The organism is Marinomonas vulgaris (genome assembly GCF_018145875.1).
In the GTDB taxonomy this organism is placed as follows: Bacteria; Pseudomonadota; Gammaproteobacteria; order Pseudomonadales; family Marinomonadaceae; genus Marinomonas; species Marinomonas vulgaris.
Map to the genome: position 1 here is coordinate 327,945 of NZ_JAGSSV010000001.1, position 15,923 is coordinate 343,867.

The following is a 15,923-nucleotide window of genomic DNA, read 5'->3' on the forward strand; positions in this document are numbered from 1 at the left end:
GCCTATAAAGAGATGAAGTTAAATCATCGGCCACCACCCGCTAGCATCTAAATCGGCATTAACCACAGGGCAGCCAACCACACCAACCCAATGAATAAAGAAAAAATCACGCCCCAACGAGGTGTGGCGACTAATACAGCCGCTTTCTGGTAAGGCTTTTTCCCGTTAACCATGGCATGAGCCAATCGCTCTTTTAGCCGAACTTCATGATAAAACACCGCGGCAATATGCAGCGCCACCAGCCCAATCAAAATATCGGGCAACTGGCGATGAATCGATACCAGTTCGCCGACCAAGTCTTCTGACACCATGCCATTAAAGGGACCAAACCAAAAGATATCGTCGCTGCTGAACAACCCTGTTGTCCACTGTATCGTCAAGGCACCGAGCAACACCAATACCATCCAGCCGCCCAAGGGGTTATGGCCTAAATGCGCCCGAGGCTTGTCTTTTAACACAGAAACAAGATAATCCGCGACTGCTTTAGGCCCCTTAATAAACTGCTGAAATCGCGCGTAGTAAGAGCCATAAAACCCATATAAAACACGAGCAATCACCACAGCAGACAAGCCGTAACCCATGTAAAAATGGTACTCGATGTATTGCCCGTCGGATTTACCACTGACAATCAAGCCGGTAAACAAGAGCGCCATTAGCCAATGACTTACGCGCACCGGCCAATCCCAAACTAATGTCGATTTAGATTTCATGTCATCGCCCTCCAAGGCATTGGCTTACACGTCGTTTTGTGGGACAGTCTTTTTCTAACGAATTTCGACACTACACTGTCTTGTCATGTATTTTCACCTTATCAAAGGAGCCCCACCGTGGCGACCTCTTCAAAACTGCACCCCTTAGTTGATAGCTTAGTGCGCATTATTCTGACCATTATTTTTTTCTATAGTTTCAAAGCGCTTTTTAACGTGCAAAACGACCTTTTACTGGCCGGTATTTCTGTACTGTGCGCCTTTGTACTGTTTCGCAGCCTCGTCTTTGCCTTTCGAAAATTCAACGCACAAAACTAAACACACCCATAGATAAAAAGCCTATAAGCCACAAGCACAAGGAACCTTTTTGATGAACCCAACATCAACGAATGCCACTTACCAAAACCACCTTGCCGTACTCACACATCGTTATGAAGACGCCATGACGCACTTTGGCCTAGACGCCATTGTGTTGGCATCTGGGGAAAAGACCTATTATTTCCAAGACGACCACACTCACCCTTTTCACGCCTATTCCGGCGCTCAACAATGGTTGCCCTTTTCCCTTGGTGCCGACACCTTTATTGTGCTGCGCAGTGGCCAAAAGCCCACGCTAGTTTGGCCAATAAGAGACGATTTTTGGCACGCACCCAACCCTGTGACAAACGGCGATTGGCAGTCAGATTGGCAACTGGTCAGCGCTCGTAAAAACGATTTTTGGTTCCAAGATCTGCCCGCACGCACCGCTTGGCTTGGGCCTACCTTGACACAGGGCGATCGCTTGCCTGCCACCGTGCCATGCGAGGGTTTAAAAGCCTATGTGGATTTCGACAAAGCCGTAAAAACCGAATTTGAACAACAAGCCATGCGCCGCGCCAGCCTGCGAGGTGCAAAAGGGCATCTGGCCGCCAAAGAGGCTTTTTTAGCCGGTGGCAGCGAACTGGAAATTCACCTTGCTTTCTTAAACGCCAGCCAGCAAACAGCGGCACAAGAACCCTACCCAGGCATCGTTGGCCTCAACGAACACGCGGCGGTGTTGCATTATGAGCACAAATCTATCGGCAAATCTCTCACATCACGCACGTTACTCATCGACGCCGGCGCCAGCGAACACGGCTACGCCAGCGACATCACTCGCACCTTTGTGCGCCAAGACGACGAGTTCAGCGCATTACTCAATGACCTCGACGCGATGGAGCAATCCTTGTGCCGACACGCCACATCGGGCGTCGCTTTTCGGGATTTGCATCAAGAGACCCTCGTCGGCATTGCTACCTTACTGCACAACCATAAAATCTGCGCTCTCAGCGTAGAAGAACAACTGGCGAAACGCATCCCGCAGGTGTTTTTCCCTCATGGATTAGGGCATTTATTGGGCTTACAGATACACGATGTAGGTGGCCATCAAATCGACAAAGCCGGCACTTTAAGCCCTCCAACGGAGGAAGCCCCCTTCTTGCGACTCACCCGCACCTTAGAAGAAAACATGGTCATCACCATCGAACCCGGCCTTTACTTCATTCCTATGTTGATCGACAAAATGCAAGCCAACATCGCAAAACATGGCTGCGACATGGCGAAAATCCAGCAATTTATGCCCTACGGCGGCATACGCATTGAAGACAACGTGATAGTGAAAAACCAGCAACCCGACAACCTCACCAGGGCGGCGTTTGACGAGATTCGCTGACAAAAACGCCCTCGCAAGAGGGCACTGTTCGTTTTAGTTTATTCTAGACACAAAAAAGCCGCGGTTAAGCGGCTTATTTTCAAGATCGTTATTTACTGCGGCATATTCTTGGCTTTCTCAAGCATCTGTTGCTGCTCTTCAATCGCTTTCTTGGCGATTCGATCGAAAAACTTACGCTTTTCTGCCGATTTTGCGTAGCGAAAAAAGTCGGAAAAAGGCGTTGATTTTAGTTTTGCTTTTTTTGATATTAGCATTGCTCGTTCCTTCACTACCGTAGGCCTACAATAGCCTCTAATTGCTCACGATTGTACTTTTTGCGCAAAATCACGTCAATATCAGCCACGTTAAACTTTGGCTTTTCATTTTTGTCTTTTTTATAAATATTTTTTTCCATAAATATGATGTTAATTTCATCATTAAACAGATGCTTTAACTTACTTACCACGTGTTGAGAGCCCATAAACTGCTCAACAAACACTTCTGGTGGCACTCTTCTACCTTCTACTTTTTCTCTTGCTTTGACTAATTCCCATGCCTGCTCCGGCTCTTGATAAACAAAAATAATTTGAATGTATCTACCCTTTGCCAGCGAGCGTTCAATATTTTTTTGTGCCTTTTCAAAGCTTGCTAATGTTGAATCCAGTACAAAACTGATTGAGCGGCTCAAAGCACGATCATGTATAGCTTCAACCAGTATTGTTGCTGGCTTTTGAAAGAGCGGTGAGTTGTGCCCATCATAGCCCGCAAACTCTTTTCTAAGCTCATCATTTTCAATATGAACTAGATTTACCCCATATTCATCTTCAAAGTCCCGAATGATGAGCCGAGCGACTTCTGTTTTACCCGCTCCGGGTGAACCCGCCATAAAAACAGATACAGGCTTTTCCTCGGGAGATAAAGGGTCGACCACTTTCTTTGCGAACGCCTTTTTTATACTTTTTGCGTATATAACCGCTGTATTTTTGATGTCGCTTTCAGTGACTTTGGGCATCTTTTGCAATCTTAGATTCATTAAGAAACCAGTTGGTATGTTTCCGGTTGATTGTTAGTATCTGTTCGCTCACCTGCTATTGTGTAGAAAGAAGTGACCGTATCGTCCGGTCCATAATAGACGACCATTCCTTTCTTTAAGAGCCATTCGCAGTTATCCAGTAATGTATCAGAAGCACTTAATTTCTGCACGATGACGAACTTGCCAAAGCTGGCGTAAGTCGCGACCTCATTGATATTTCAGTCGTATTGAAAACAGCATCCTAGATCCAATTATAAATAGATCGGTCAGATTCGTATTAAAGAAAATTATCGCTTGACCTGTTACCGTCGCCAAATTTAACGTTCATAGCAATACGGCCCCCTGTCTCTTGTCTTGTTACATCATTTAGTAGCAACTCCAATTCCCACGAAATCTCGTCATGTTAAACTGATAGCGTTAGTTTATCGTTGACTTGCCTGCTAACATATATGATTATTCACATATATTATTTTTCGGATGTATTTATGAATCCCTGTAAATTTTACAAGTGCCTCGCGGATGACACTCGGTTGCATTCGCTGATGTTGATTTCCCGTGTAGAAGAAGCCTGTGTGTGCGAGTTGATGGCGGCGATGGAGCTGGATCAACCTAAGATGTCTCGCCACCTCGCGGAGTTACGCAAGTGCGGTATTTTGCAAGATGAGCGCCGCGGTAAGTGGGTCTATTATCGCTTGCACCCAGATCTACCTAGCTGGGCGGTTAAGGTCATCCAAGACACGGCCGAGCATAATCCTGATTATTACCAAGCGGCGCTAAAGCGTATTTTACCGAATCCAACAGCAGACAATATCTGCTGCTAAGTCTGACTGTTTAAAGCCTACTTTTAAGGAATCATGTCATGAGCAACGCTCACACTGAGTCACCGACAACAGATCTACCCAATATTGATCAAGCGTCGTTCAGAACGCCTTCTAACGACGGTTTTTCTACCTCCCCCAGCACGCACAAACCACGCATCTTGCTGTTGTACGGGTCATTACGTGAGCGCTCTTATAGCCGTTTGGTGATTGAAGAATCAGCACGCTTACTGGCCTCTTGGGGCGCAGAGGTGAAGATCTTCAACCCAACCGATCTACCTCAACCCGATACTGACGACGGTAGTCATCCTAAAGTCGCAGAATTACGCGAGTTAATGATGTGGTCAGAAGGCCAAGTTTGGTGCTCACCAGAACGTCACGGAGCCATGACCAGCATTTTAAAAAGCCAAATCGATTGGGTGCCGTTAAGCATCGGCAGTGTGCGCCCGACACAAGGCAAAACTCTAGCGGTGATGCAGGTCAGCGGCGGTTCTCAGTCATTTAATGCGGTCAATCAGATGCGTATTTTAGGCCGCTGGATGCGCATGGTGACCATTCCAAATCAATCTTCTGTGGCCAAAGCCTTCTTGGAATTTGAAGAAGACGGTCGCATGAAACCTTCGTCTTACTACAACCGCATTGTCGACGTGCTCGAAGAGTTGATGAAATTCACCTTGCTGACCCGAGACAACAAAGACTACCTAGTGGATCGTTATTCCGAGCGCGTGGAAAGTGCAGAGCAATTGAGCCAACGGGTTAATCAGCGTTCTATTTAGAACAAACAACAGATCACACACCAACCAAGTACAAGGGAAATATCATGGGGTTATTTGAGCGTTATCTCACCGTCTGGGTGGGCTTGGCGATTATCGGGGGCGTTATCGCTGGCAGCGTCGCGCCAGATATTTTTGCCACTGTCGCAGGCTTGGAATACGCCCACGTAAACTTTGTTATCGCCGTGCTGATCTGGCTAATGATCTACCCCATGATGGTGCAAATCGACTTTTCTTCGATTAAAGATGTGGGCAAAAACCCGAAGGGATTGGCGCTGACCTTGGTGATCAACTGGTTGATCAAACCCTTCACTATGGCGTTGCTCGGTTGGTTGTTCTTTAAGGTGATTTTTGCCTCTTGGGTCGATCCACAAAGCGCCCAAGAATACATCGCTGGGATGATTCTACTCGGCGTGGCACCTTGTACCGCCATGGTGTTTGTGTGGAGTCAGATGACGAAAGGCGACGCCAATTACACTCTGGTGCAGGTTTCCATCAACGACGTGATTATGATTTTCGCCTTTGCGCCCATCGCTGGCTTATTGCTGGGCGCGACCGACATTCATGTGCCGTGGAATACCTTGCTGATTTCGGTGGTCTTGTATGTATTGGTGCCATTAATTGCTGGTGCGCTGACCCGCAAAGCGCTGGATCGTCGCGACGATCACTCTAAGCTCGATGGCTTTTTAAGCACCATGAAGCCTTGGTCAATCGCTGGTTTATTGGCCACCGTGGTGTTGCTGTTTGGTTTTCAAGCACAAACCATTTTGTCCAAACCACAAGCCATTGTACTGATTGCAATTCCTTTACTGATTCAAACGTACGGCATTTTTGCCATCGCGTATTTCTTAGCGAAAAAGTTCAAACTGCCTCACAACGAAGCGGCACCGGCGAGCATGATCGCCACGTCAAATTTCTTTGAATTGGCCGTCGCCGTCGCCATCTCTTTGTTTGGTTTGCACTCTGGCGCCGCTTTGGCCACCGTGGTCGGGGTACTCGTCGAAGTCCCTGTGATGCTGAGTTTGGTGTGGTTCGCCAACCGCACACGCCATTGGTTTGCCTAAGCGCCGAGTTTGTGCACCAAACCTTGTAGCGCCAAGACATAACCTTGTACGCCCATGCCAACCACAATTCCCGCCGCCACGGGTGAAATATAAGAATGGTGACGAAAGGCTTCGCGAGCGTGCACATTACTGATGTGCACCTCGATCACGGGCACTTGGGCGCCGATGATCGCATCGTGTAAGGCAATCGATGTGTGCGTATAAGCGCCAGGGTTAAATACCACGCCCAAAACCTCGCCGGACTTAATCCGACGCCCTGCCTCGTGAATCCAATCCACCAGCGCACCTTCGTGATTTGACTGATAACACTCGACGTCATGACCAAGAGTCGCCGCGGTCGCCTGACACATGGCTTCCACATCGGCCAAGGTTTCATGGCCGTACGTCGCTGGCTCCCGTGTGCCCAATAAATTCAAGTTCGGACCATTTAACACCATGATAATCGACACTGTGATTGCTCCTTAATAATTCGCCAGATAAGGCGTTAAATTGTACGCCATAAAAAATCTCCCTTCACCTTGCAGCAAAGAGAGATTTCATCATAAGAGTAACCCGTTTGAGTTTTATTGCGCTTAACCGGGTGCTAAACGATGTCTATCAGGGTTTCACCGGGTGTGACTCGGTCGCCTTTGGTCACAAAAACCCCTTTGACCGTACCAGCGACGTTGGCATGCACTTCGGTTTCCATTTTCATCGCTTCGGTGACCAATACGGCTTGACCCGCTTTCACGGTGTCGCCTTCTTTGACCAATACCTCGATGATGTTGCCCGGCATGGCGGCGCTCACATGACCCGGCTCGGTGGCGCGAGATCGACCGCTGCCGCCTTCGGCCACGTATTCGTTCAAAGACTCAAACACCACTTCTTCTGGCATGCCATCCAGCGACAAATACAGCTTGCGCTTGCCAACACCAAAATCGCCCATACCGGTGATTTCCACGTTGTAAATTTCACCGTGCACATCAATACTGAATTCCGTTGCCAAACCCGCACTCGTAGTGTGACCAGCCGCTTCGATAGGCAATAGAACCTCTGGCGTTAAGGTGCCGTCGGCTCGTTGCTGCAAAAATTCACGACCTAATTCAGGAAACATGGCAAAGGTCAGCACGTCTTCTTCTGACTGCGCCAGCGCGCCGATTTCGTCACGAAGACGATACAATTCAGGCGCAATGGCGTCCGCCGGACGCCCTTCGTTGACCAATTCGTTGCCTACCGCTTTTTTCTGTAAGATGGTGTTTACCTCGGCAGGAGGCTGACCGTATCCGCCCAACAAGTAGCGCTTCACTTCGTTGGTAATGGTTTTATAACGCTGTCCCGCCAGCACGTTGTACACCGCTTGTGTGCCGACAATTTGCGACGTAGGTGTGACCAAGGGCGGAAAACCAAGATCTTCACGCACCCGTGGAATTTCGGCAAATACCTCACGAATTTTGTCCAAAGCGTTTTGCTCTTTCAACTGATTCGCCAAGTTCGACATCATACCGCCCGGCACCTGATTGATCTGCACCGACACGTCTTCGCGAGTAAATTCACTTTCAAACTGGTGGTATTTTTTGCGCACCTCGTGAAAGTAGTCGGCGATTTCAGACAACAAGGTTAAATCTAACCCGGTGTCGTAATCGGTATCTTTTAATGCCGCCACTTGGGATTCAGTCGCTGGGTGACTGGTGCCGCTGGCAAAGGAAGAAATCGCAGTATCAATACGATCCGCTCCCGCTTCGATGGCTTTTAACTGGCACAAGGGCGCCAATCCAGAGGTCGAATGGCTGTGAATCACCAAGGGCAAATCCACCGCGTCTTTGATGGCTTTCACCAAGTCGTAGGTGGCATAAGGTGTGAGCAATCCCGCCATGTCTTTAATCGCAATGGAGTCTGCGCCCATGGCTTGCATGGCCTTGGCTTGCTCCACGAACAAGGCTGGCGTGTGTACTGGGCTGGTGGTGTAACAAATGGTGCCTTGGGCGTGTTTGCCGGCTTTTTTCACCGCCTTCATCGCGGTTTCAATGTTGCGTAAATCGTTAAGGGCATCAAACACTCGGAACACATCGATGCCATTGTCGGCGGCTTTTTGCACAAAGGCTTCTACAACATCGTCGGCATAATGGCGGTAACCGAGTAGATTTTGTCCGCGTAGCAGCATTTGCAAACGGGTGTTAGGCAAGGCAGCGCGCAACTGGCGCAAACGCTCCCATGGGTCTTCTTTTAAAAAACGTACGCAGGCATCGAAGGTTGCGCCACCCCACACTTCCAATGACCAAAAGCCCACTTGATCGAGCTTTTCACAAATCGGCAACATGTCTTCTGTGCGCATGCGTGTGGCGATCAGCGATTGATGAGCATCGCGCAAGGTCACGTCGGTGATCTCTACTTTTTGTTTAACCTGGTTCATCTGTCTTCCTCCTGCGGATTATCGTCCAACGTGGGCAGCAATCGCCGCCGCCAATACCAAGGCAATGTCACTTGGGTTGCGTTTAATGGAATAATTGAGCAATTCTGGGTGTGCGGGCACAAAACTGGTATTAAATTCGCCCTTAATAAAGTCGGGATGTTTGAGAATTTCTTGATAATAGGTCGACGTGGTTTTAATGCCATGCAAACGCATATCATCTATAGCGCGGCGGCCGCGGGCGACCATTTCGTCCCACGTTAGCGCCCATACCACCAGCTTCAAACACATGGAATCAAAGTACGGCGGAATCTCGTAGCCGGTGTAAATAGCGGTATCGACTCGCACACCTGGTCCACCCGGCGCGTAATAATGGGTAATGCGACCAAAGCTGGGCAAGAAGTCGTTTTTCGGGTCTTCGGCGTTGATGCGAAATTGCATAGCGTAGCCACGGTATTGAATGTCTTCTTGACGAAAACTTAACGGCAGCCCAGCGGCAATACGCAATTGCTCGCGCACTATGTCGACACCGGTAATTTGCTCGGTGATGGTGTGCTCTACCTGCACTCGGGTATTCATTTCCATGAAGTAGACTTCGTTGCCAGACAACAAAAACTCCACGGTGCCGGCATTTTGGTAGCCTACGGCCTGCGCGGCACGTACGGCCAAATCGCAAATATACTGTCGCTGTTCGGGGGTTAATTGCGGACTAGGGGCGATTTCGATCAGCTTTTGATTGCGTCGTTGAATCGAGCAATCTCGTTCATAAAGGTGAATGGCGTTGCCTTGGGAATCCGCCAAAATTTGCACTTCGATGTGACAAGGGTCGACGATGCATTTTTCCAAAAAGACTTCCGCTGAGCCAAACGCCTTGGTCGCTTCTGAAATCACTCGCGGATATTGCGCGGTCAATTCTTCTGGGCTGTCGCAACGACGAATACCGCGACCGCCGCCACCCGAGGTGGCCTTGATCATCACCGGATAGCCGGTTTTGCCTGCCAACGCCAACGCTTCTTCTAAGTTCGCCAAATTCCCTTCTGAACCTGGGGTAATAGGAATGCCTGCGGCGCGCATGCTGTCACGGGCTTGGGTTTTGTCGCCCATTTTATGAATAACTGAAGAATGAGGGCCGATAAACGCCACGCCTTTTTGCTCGCATAATTCCGCAAAATAGGCGTTCTCTGATAAAAATCCATAACCTGGATGAATTGCGTCACAGCCAGTTTCGATGGCCAAATTCACCAATCGCAGCGGATCTAAATACCCTGCCAATGGGTCTTCGCCCAACGAGTAGGCTTCGTCGGCGCGCTTAACATGCAGCGCATAACGATCCGGCTCAGTGAATATCGCGACAGAGCGAATTCCAGCCTCTGAGCAAGCGCGAATGATGCGAACCGCGATTTCCCCTCGGTTGGCAATCAACACTTTTTTTAACATGAGACTCTCCCTTTGTTGTTGACGCTTTTTTTGAACTACTAGCAGACTACTCAAAGATCAACCAAAGGAAAAATTGATATTACAACATTTATCTATAAGCTATCCGTGATAGATAAACCGCCAGGAAGCAAACCATGCCACAGAGTGTACAAAATTTGGTCAGCCGCTTAACGTTTCGGCAATTGCAGGTATTTAAGAGCGTGTATGAATTAAGCAGCTACAGCCGTGCCGGCGACATGCTCGGCTTAAGCCAGCCTGCGGTGAGCAATCAAATTCGCCAACTTGAACACGCGCTAGAGCAACCTTTGTTTGAATACGTGGGACGACAGCTGTACAGCACGCCCACCGCAAAACGCTTAGCCCAGTGTATTGTGGCCATGTTCGACGAAATTCAACGCTTTCAAGAAGATTTATCGACAGAAACAGGGCTCATAGCTGGAGAATTAACCTTGGTGGCAGTCAGTACCGCACAGTATATCGTGCCGTATTTGTTGCGCGCCTACACCAACTTACATCCAAATGTGACGGTGAATGTAAAAGTGATGAATCGCGCTGCCGCCATTGCAAGGCTCAGTGAACAGCACGACGAATTGGTTATTATGGGCATGGTGCCGAACGACAAACCCATGTTTAGTCTGCCATTTTTGGACAATGAACTGATCCCCGTCGCCCCTCAACATCACCCTGTACTAACGGCACCGAATGTGTCACTTCAGACCTTTTTAGAGCACGGCATACTGCTCAGAGAAGCCGGTTCTGGTAATCGCTTGGCGCTCGAATTGCATTGCCAAAAACAACGAGTACGACTGCAAGCAAGCATGGAAATTGGCTCCAACGACGCGATTAAACACGCGGTGATTGCGGGCTTAGGCGTGGCGGTATTGCCCAAATTGGGTATTTTATCGGAACTGGCGTTAGGCACTTTAGCGCAGGTTCCCGTCAACGACTTTCCTCTGCGCCGATCTTGGTGCTTGATACATCCACAAGGTCGCCACCCCACCCCCGCCATGCGCTCTTTTATCGATTACATACAACAAAACATCGGGCAGTTTGAACACATGTTTGCGCGAATGACCCAGCACTAGCAGGCATAAAAAAACGACGCTCAAGGCGTCGTTTTCAAGGCTTTATTGTGTTCATTTTCTTGTGTTCGATAGAGACTTACAGCTGGCTTAGTACGTATTCTGCTGAGCTAATTTTGTATTCGCCTGGCTCGTCGAGCCAAAGCTGCTGCACTATGCCATTGGACACCAACATCGCGTAGCGACGGCTACGAATGCCCATTTTCGCCGCTGAAATATCTAGCTCCAATCCCATTGAACAGGTGAATTCGGCCAGACCGTCGGCCGCCATGATTAAATGTTCTGCATTATTTGCGATGCCCCAGGCATTCATCACAAAAATATCGTTTACTGATAAACAGACAATATCATCCAAGCCTTTTTCTTTAAGAGCATCGTAATGCACAACAAACCCAGGTAAGTGACTTGCACTGCAGGTCGGTGTGAACGCCCCTGGCACGGCAAACATCAAAATGCTTTTGCCTGAGAAAAATTCGGTGACATCTACAGTCTCAGGACCTTCTTCTCCCATTACTTGAAACGTACCATGAGGCAACATATCACCAACATGAATCGACATACACTGTATCTCCAGAGAATTAAGTTACGTCAATATTACCGCATCCTCTAATAAAAAAACCATCAAACAATGGTAAATTGACTGAGCAGTTGTTTCTGATGGGAGGCCAATTTTGATAAATCATTGCTGTCTTTTTCACTTTGATCTGAACGCCCCCAGCCCCTCGGCTTAGATTTCTTTCAATAAGCCAATCTGGTAGATTAAGCGTCTCATTATTATCGAATCGACCTGTACTGTATGGATTGCCCCCTTTACGAGAAAATTGCCAATCAAATTGAACAACAAGTTCAAGACGGTGTATTTTTACCAGGCGCGAAGATTCCTTCTGTACGAAAATCCAGTAAGCAAATGGAAGTCAGTGTGGCCACTGTGTTGCAAGCCTATAGTGTGTTAGAAGACCGTGGGGTGATTAAGGCTCGTCCGCAGAAAGGGTATTTCGTTCAAGAAAATCAGATGAAAACCTCGATTGCCAGCAGCATTGAGCCAACAAAGAACGACGAATCTGTTCATACCTTATTGCAGCGTTTATTGCATTCTTCTCAAGACGAAGGCTTGGTGTCGTTCAGCTCAGCTGTGCCCAAAAGCCAATATTTACCCATTCGTCAGCTGCAACGCTCTGTTGGCCGTTTGATGCGTCTTGAACCGGAAGTGTGCGTGTCGTACGAATTCACTCCGGGCTCCCTTGCTTTACGTCGCCAAATTGCCATTCGCATGCTCGACAGCGGTTGTCAGCTTCAGCCCGATGAGATCACCATCACCCTTGGCTGCCAAAATGCGCTTATGCTGTCTTTGCAAGCGGTAACACAACCGGGCGATACCATCGCCATCGAAAGCCCGGCTTATTATGGAGTGTTACAAGCCGTTGAAGCGCTGCAGCTCAAAGCCATTGAAATCCCTTGCTCTACCAGCGAAGGGCTGGATTTAGAGGTGTTAGATAAGGCGGCAAGCCAATGGGACATCAAAGCTTGTGTTGTCACGCCAAACAATCAAAACCCAACAGGCAGTTCATTAAAGCCAGCACAAAGGTTACGTCTTATCCGTCAGTCGGTTGAGCATCATTTCACTCTCATTGAAGACGATGTGTACGGGGAATTAAGCTACCAAGACAAGCGCGAACGCGCATTAAAAGCCGACGACCAAGACAACACGGTGATTTACTGCAGCTCCTTTTCGAAAAGCATCGCGCCGGGGTTTCGTATCGGTTGGTTGGTGGGTGGTCGCTTTCAAGGGCAAATTGAGCACAATGCTTACGCTCAGTCTTTGGCCATTCCGACGCTTACCCAAACCGCTATTGCCAACTTTTTAGAAAATGGCGCCTACGACAGGCACTTGCGCAAAACCCGTCAGGCCTATCAAGACAATCTACGACGTTGCCAACAGGTGATTCAAGCGCACTTTCCTGTCGGGACTGAAGTGTCTGATCCTAAAGGAGGGTTTCTATTGTGGGTCACCTTACCTCCTAAGGTAAACGCCATGAAGCTGCACGCACAAGCGCTGGAAGCCGGCATTGGCCTATTACCCGGATTAGTGTTCAGTTTTACCGCCCAGTTCCACCATCATTTTCGTTTAAACTATGCGCTCAACTGGGACAATAAAATCGACTCTGCGCTGAGAGAACTTGGGAAATTAAGCCAGTCGCAAATACACCACTGAGCATCATACCTCCCATAGAAAAACAGACACATTAGCTAGGTCAGAAACGGGTCAGGCTCATGTTTCCCCCATATAAGTGAAAGTTATGAATTTTAGATCTCACATTTTAAAATTAATCTGTACAGAAAGAGCAAAAAGCGTACAATTCGCATTCTTTTTTTAAACACTCTGCCTAGTTGGCCGATAACGTAAATATCATTTTTAATAGTTGGCTTGTTGCGATGGAATTTGTTGCACATCCGAGAGACCTTCCATTAGACATTACGCTAATTGAAGATCAGCCTTTCCCGCCCATCAGCGCCGAAAGAGCTGGGTTTGTCGGTATTACTTATGTCACCCTGCGTCCTTTTGATAATGGGCGCTCGGTCAGAATCACATTAGAAGAAATAGACCCTAATTTCTGTGTTTCTGGTCGTGTTGTGTCGTGCAATAAAGAGGTTGATGGATACCATCTAGCGATTGAATTCCCCACAAAAGAAGAATGCTACTGCGTACGCATGATAGAGCAACTCTCTCAGATCGAACATTATCGACGCCAAGCCAAAATTGACGGCCGCCGACTTAACTACAACGAAGCCGCCGCAGAATGGATTCAAAAATTCGCCGCCAGTTTTCCTGCGTTTTCGCTTTAATAGCCCATTCAACAAAACGATTCAAATACTATGACAACTCCTCTTTCTCAGCACGATATCGATATTATTACTGGCCAACTTGGCCGTGCACCGAGCGGCATCAACGCCATTGCCCATTATTCGCCCAATGGCACGCCGCAAGTATTGGAAATGGAAACCTGGGTGTTCAACCAACCATTCCCAACTCTGTATTGGCTGTCTAGTAAGGCCATCGACAAAGCCTTGGCCAAAATAGAAAGCCACGGTGTTGTAAAAGAGTTAGAGCAACGTATTTTAGACGACGAAGCCCTGCGTGAAGCTCATTACGCCTCTCATCGCGATTACATTGCTCGCCGCTGGGAAGTCATGAGTGATGAACATAAGGCGATCATCGAAGAGAAAGGCTTTAAGCCGCTGTTTGATACCTTGGGTATTGGCGGCATTGCCAATTGGGATAAAGTACGTTGTTTGCACATGCAATACGCCCACCACTTAGCAGGCGATAATGTGATTGGTCGTATCCTTGATGAGGAATACGGCATCAAGGCCATTGCTGACGCCGAATAATCCCTTTATCTAAACTGCTCTAGTTTCGGGTACGAACGCGATCAACGGCTTTTTGCCAACCTTGGTAAAGCTTGTCGCCTGTGCCCTTTTCCATCGTAGGTTCAAAGCGTTTGTCCGCTTGCCAAAGGTCATGGATGGCGTCGAGTGAAGGATAAATTCCAGTACGCAGACCTGCTAAAAACGCCGCACCCAAGGCGGTGGTTTCAGTGACACAGGGACGCTCTACGGTGATTTCCAATAAGTCACTTAAGAATTGCACCATAACGTCGTTCATCACCATGCCGCCATCTACCCGCAACGAACTAAAGGTCGCGCCGTCTTGTGCCATGGCGCCCACCAAGTCTCGTGTTTGATAACACACCGAACGCAAGCCCGCGCTGACGATGTCCGACACACTGGTGTCTCGCGTTAAACCTATCATGGCGCCGCGCGCATCAGGATCCCAATAAGGCGCACCCAAGCCGGTAAACGCGGGCACTAGATACACAGAGTCGTCGTTGAGCGCCTGTTTGGCCAGACTTTGGGTTTCTTTGGCATCAGCAAACAACTTCAGTCCATCGCGCAACCATTGAATCGCAGCGCCCGCGACAAAAATACTGCCCTCTAAAGCGTAAGTCACCTTGCCGTCCAAACGATAACCTACCGTGGTCAACAACTTATGCTCTGAGCGAATTGGCGTATCGCCGGTGTTAAGAATCATGAAGCACCCTGTGCCATAGGTACTTTTCACCATGCCAGGGGTAAAACATGCCTGACCAATCAATGCCGCTTGCTGGTCACCCGCCATACCGTTCACCGGAATCGCCGCACCTAACCAAGCCGTGTCGATGAGACCAAAATCGGCGCTGCAATCCATCACTTCGGGGAACACAACATCGCCGATGCCCAATAAATCGATCAGTTCTTTGTCCCATTCTTGCGTATGGATATTAAACGCCATGGTACGCGCCGCATTAGTGGCGTCGGTTTTATGTGACTGACCGTTGGTCAGTCGCCACAGCAAGAAGCTGTCGACCGTGCCAAAGGCTAATTTTCCGGCTTGTGCTTTTTCTCGCGCGCCGTCGACATTGTCCAGCACCCAACGTACCTTGGTGGCCGAAAAGTAAGGGTCAATCAGTAAACCGGTTTTTTGTTGAACGCGCTCATCCAGACCTTGATCGGTTAATTGCTGGCAAAATGCACTGGTGCGTCTGTCTTGCCATACAATAGCGTTGTACATCGGCTTGCCAGTTTCTGTGTCCCACAAAATGGTGGTTTCACGCTGATTGGTAACACCGATGCTTGCTATCGCTTGCGCCGCGATGCCTGTATCCTTAAGCACAGAACGACAAACCGACAAAGTGGACTCCCAAATGTCTTCCGGGTCGTGTTCGACCCAACCGTCGTTAGGGAAAATCTGTGGAAACTCTTGCTGAGCTTGGCCAACTCGCGCTCCTTTTTCATCAAATAAAATAGCGCGAGAACTGGTGGTTCCTTGGTCGATAGCAAGAATATAATGGGTCATGGTGGATTCTCTTTGACATCACGGCCACTCGAATAACAAGCGACTCAATTAATTGTTGTT

17 protein-coding genes are annotated in these 15,923 nt (G+C 48.6%); 9 read left to right on the top strand and 8 right to left on the bottom strand.

All coding sequences use genetic code 11. From position 1 onward, the window contains the following. Window positions 1-47: 47 nt before the first annotated feature. Window positions 48-710, bottom strand: coding sequence for a cytochrome b/b6 domain-containing protein (locus J9B83_RS01580; protein WP_211534959.1), 663 nt, complete (start codon window positions 708-710; stop codon window positions 48-50). Window positions 711-827: 117 nt separating this feature from the next. Here J9B83_RS01580 and J9B83_RS01585 point away from each other — a divergent pair, with 117 nt between their 5' ends. Further along, complete coding sequence (locus J9B83_RS01585; RefSeq protein ID WP_211534960.1) at window positions 828-1,025, top strand: hypothetical protein; 198 nt, start codon at window positions 828-830, stop codon at window positions 1,023-1,025. Between the two features lie 52 nt (window positions 1,026-1,077). Continuing rightward, on the top strand, window positions 1,078-2,397 hold the full coding sequence (pepQ, locus tag J9B83_RS01590) for a Xaa-Pro dipeptidase (RefSeq protein WP_211534961.1): 1,320 nt from the start codon (window positions 1,078-1,080) through the stop codon (window positions 2,395-2,397). Between the two features lie 92 nt (window positions 2,398-2,489). Here pepQ and J9B83_RS01595 read toward each other — a convergent pair whose 3' ends face one another. Together J9B83_RS01595 and J9B83_RS01600 are read right to left on the bottom strand one after the other, a co-directional pair. Further along, entirely contained in the window at window positions 2,490-2,651 is a 162-nt protein-coding gene (locus J9B83_RS01595) for a hypothetical protein (RefSeq protein WP_211534962.1), read from the bottom strand. A gap of 14 nt (window positions 2,652-2,665) precedes the next feature. Next, on the bottom strand, window positions 2,666-3,388 hold the full coding sequence (locus tag J9B83_RS01600) for a zeta toxin family protein (protein WP_211534963.1): 723 nt from the start codon (window positions 3,386-3,388) through the stop codon (window positions 2,666-2,668). Window positions 3,389-3,894: 506 nt separating this feature from the next. On the opposite strand from J9B83_RS01600, the gene J9B83_RS01605 reads away from it, so the two are divergent. Genes J9B83_RS01605 through arsB form a run of 3 tightly spaced genes read left to right on the top strand, consistent with a single transcriptional unit; the run spans window position 3,895 to window position 6,064 of the window. Beyond that, window positions 3,895-4,230 carry a metalloregulator ArsR/SmtB family transcription factor gene (locus J9B83_RS01605; protein WP_211534964.1) on the top strand — a complete coding sequence of 112 codons (336 nt, stop codon included), beginning with the start codon at window positions 3,895-3,897 and terminating at the stop codon, window positions 4,228-4,230. Between the two features lie 38 nt (window positions 4,231-4,268). Then, window positions 4,269-5,003, top strand: coding sequence for an arsenical resistance protein ArsH (gene arsH / locus J9B83_RS01610; RefSeq protein ID WP_211534965.1), 735 nt, complete (start codon window positions 4,269-4,271; stop codon window positions 5,001-5,003). A gap of 44 nt (window positions 5,004-5,047) precedes the next feature. Then, entirely contained in the window at window positions 5,048-6,064 is a 1,017-nt protein-coding gene (gene arsB / locus J9B83_RS01615; RefSeq protein WP_211534966.1) for an ACR3 family arsenite efflux transporter, read from the top strand. Here arsB and aroQ read toward each other — a convergent pair. From aroQ to J9B83_RS01630, 3 genes are all read right to left on the bottom strand, one after another. Further along, complete coding sequence (aroQ, locus tag J9B83_RS01620; protein ID WP_211534967.1) at window positions 6,061-6,513, bottom strand: type II 3-dehydroquinate dehydratase; 453 nt, start codon at window positions 6,511-6,513, stop codon at window positions 6,061-6,063. The genes arsB and aroQ overlap by 4 nt on opposite strands. A gap of 134 nt (window positions 6,514-6,647) precedes the next feature. Next, a complete protein-coding gene (gene oadA / locus J9B83_RS01625; RefSeq protein ID WP_211534968.1) occupies window positions 6,648-8,453 on the bottom strand; it encodes a sodium-extruding oxaloacetate decarboxylase subunit alpha in 1,806 nt (601 codons plus the stop codon). Window positions 8,454-8,471: 18 nt separating this feature from the next. After that, the gene (locus J9B83_RS01630; RefSeq protein ID WP_211534969.1) at window positions 8,472-9,887 is read right to left on the bottom strand and encodes an acetyl-CoA carboxylase biotin carboxylase subunit; all 1,416 of its coding nucleotides are present in this window, start codon (window positions 9,885-9,887) and stop codon (window positions 8,472-8,474) included. A 134-nt stretch (window positions 9,888-10,021) separates the two neighbouring features. Between J9B83_RS01630 and J9B83_RS01635 the strand changes: the two genes are divergently transcribed. Further along, a complete protein-coding gene (locus J9B83_RS01635) occupies window positions 10,022-10,972 on the top strand; it encodes a LysR family transcriptional regulator (RefSeq protein WP_211534970.1) in 951 nt (316 codons plus the stop codon). 76 nt (window positions 10,973-11,048) lie between these two features. Here J9B83_RS01635 and J9B83_RS01640 read toward each other — a convergent pair whose 3' ends face one another. Beyond that, window positions 11,049-11,528, bottom strand: coding sequence for a peroxiredoxin (locus J9B83_RS01640; protein ID WP_211534971.1), 480 nt, complete (start codon window positions 11,526-11,528; stop codon window positions 11,049-11,051). A 237-nt stretch (window positions 11,529-11,765) separates the two neighbouring features. Here J9B83_RS01640 and J9B83_RS01645 point away from each other — a divergent pair, with 237 nt between their 5' ends. The 3 genes from J9B83_RS01645 to J9B83_RS01655 all read left to right on the top strand — a co-directional run bounded on the left by J9B83_RS01645 (window position 11,766) and on the right by J9B83_RS01655 (window position 14,359). Further along, window positions 11,766-13,181, top strand: coding sequence for an aminotransferase-like domain-containing protein (locus J9B83_RS01645; RefSeq protein ID WP_211534972.1), 1,416 nt, complete (start codon window positions 11,766-11,768; stop codon window positions 13,179-13,181). Between the two features lie 221 nt (window positions 13,182-13,402). After that, window positions 13,403-13,813 carry an energy transducer TonB gene (locus J9B83_RS01650; protein WP_211534973.1) on the top strand — a complete coding sequence of 137 codons (411 nt, stop codon included), beginning with the start codon at window positions 13,403-13,405 and terminating at the stop codon, window positions 13,811-13,813. Window positions 13,814-13,843: 30 nt separating this feature from the next. Then, window positions 13,844-14,359 (top strand): DUF501 domain-containing protein, encoded by a 516-nt coding sequence (locus tag J9B83_RS01655; protein WP_211534974.1) that lies wholly within the window; start codon window positions 13,844-13,846, stop codon window positions 14,357-14,359. Between the two features lie 19 nt (window positions 14,360-14,378). On the opposite strand, the gene glpK is transcribed toward J9B83_RS01655, so the two are convergent. Next, window positions 14,379-15,863 carry a glycerol kinase GlpK gene (gene glpK, locus J9B83_RS01660; RefSeq protein ID WP_211534975.1) on the bottom strand — a complete coding sequence of 495 codons (1,485 nt, stop codon included), beginning with the start codon at window positions 15,861-15,863 and terminating at the stop codon, window positions 14,379-14,381. Window positions 15,864-15,923 lie beyond the last annotated feature (60 nt).

Excerpts from the sequence above, each read along its gene's own strand:
- J9B83_RS01635 (WP_211534970.1), top strand. The coding sequence starts at position 10,022 with ATGCCACAGAGTGTACAAAATTTGGTCAGCCGCTTAACGTTTCGGCAA.
- oadA (WP_211534968.1), bottom strand. The coding sequence starts at position 8,453 with ATGAACCAGGTTAAACAAAAAGTAGAGATCACCGACGTGACCTTGCGC.
- J9B83_RS01650 (WP_211534973.1), top strand. The coding sequence starts at position 13,403 with ATGGAATTTGTTGCACATCCGAGAGACCTTCCATTAGACATTACGCTA.
- J9B83_RS01630 (WP_211534969.1), bottom strand. The coding sequence starts at position 9,887 with ATGTTAAAAAAAGTGTTGATTGCCAACCGAGGGGAAATCGCGGTTCGC.
- J9B83_RS01655 (WP_211534974.1), top strand. The coding sequence starts at position 13,844 with ATGACAACTCCTCTTTCTCAGCACGATATCGATATTATTACTGGCCAA.
- arsH (WP_211534965.1), top strand. The coding sequence starts at position 4,269 with ATGAGCAACGCTCACACTGAGTCACCGACAACAGATCTACCCAATATT.
- arsB (WP_211534966.1), top strand. The coding sequence starts at position 5,048 with ATGGGGTTATTTGAGCGTTATCTCACCGTCTGGGTGGGCTTGGCGATT.
- J9B83_RS01605 (WP_211534964.1), top strand. The coding sequence starts at position 3,895 with ATGAATCCCTGTAAATTTTACAAGTGCCTCGCGGATGACACTCGGTTG.
- J9B83_RS01580 (WP_211534959.1), bottom strand. The coding sequence starts at position 710 with ATGAAATCTAAATCGACATTAGTTTGGGATTGGCCGGTGCGCGTAAGT.
- J9B83_RS01645 (WP_211534972.1), top strand. The coding sequence starts at position 11,766 with ATGGATTGCCCCCTTTACGAGAAAATTGCCAATCAAATTGAACAACAA.
- glpK (WP_211534975.1), bottom strand. The coding sequence starts at position 15,863 with ATGACCCATTATATTCTTGCTATCGACCAAGGAACCACCAGTTCTCGC.
- J9B83_RS01640 (WP_211534971.1), bottom strand. The coding sequence starts at position 11,528 with ATGTCGATTCATGTTGGTGATATGTTGCCTCATGGTACGTTTCAAGTA.
- J9B83_RS01600 (WP_211534963.1), bottom strand. The coding sequence starts at position 3,388 with ATGCCCAAAGTCACTGAAAGCGACATCAAAAATACAGCGGTTATATAC.
- J9B83_RS01595 (WP_211534962.1), bottom strand. The coding sequence starts at position 2,651 with ATGCTAATATCAAAAAAAGCAAAACTAAAATCAACGCCTTTTTCCGAC.
- pepQ (WP_211534961.1), top strand. The coding sequence starts at position 1,078 with ATGAACCCAACATCAACGAATGCCACTTACCAAAACCACCTTGCCGTA.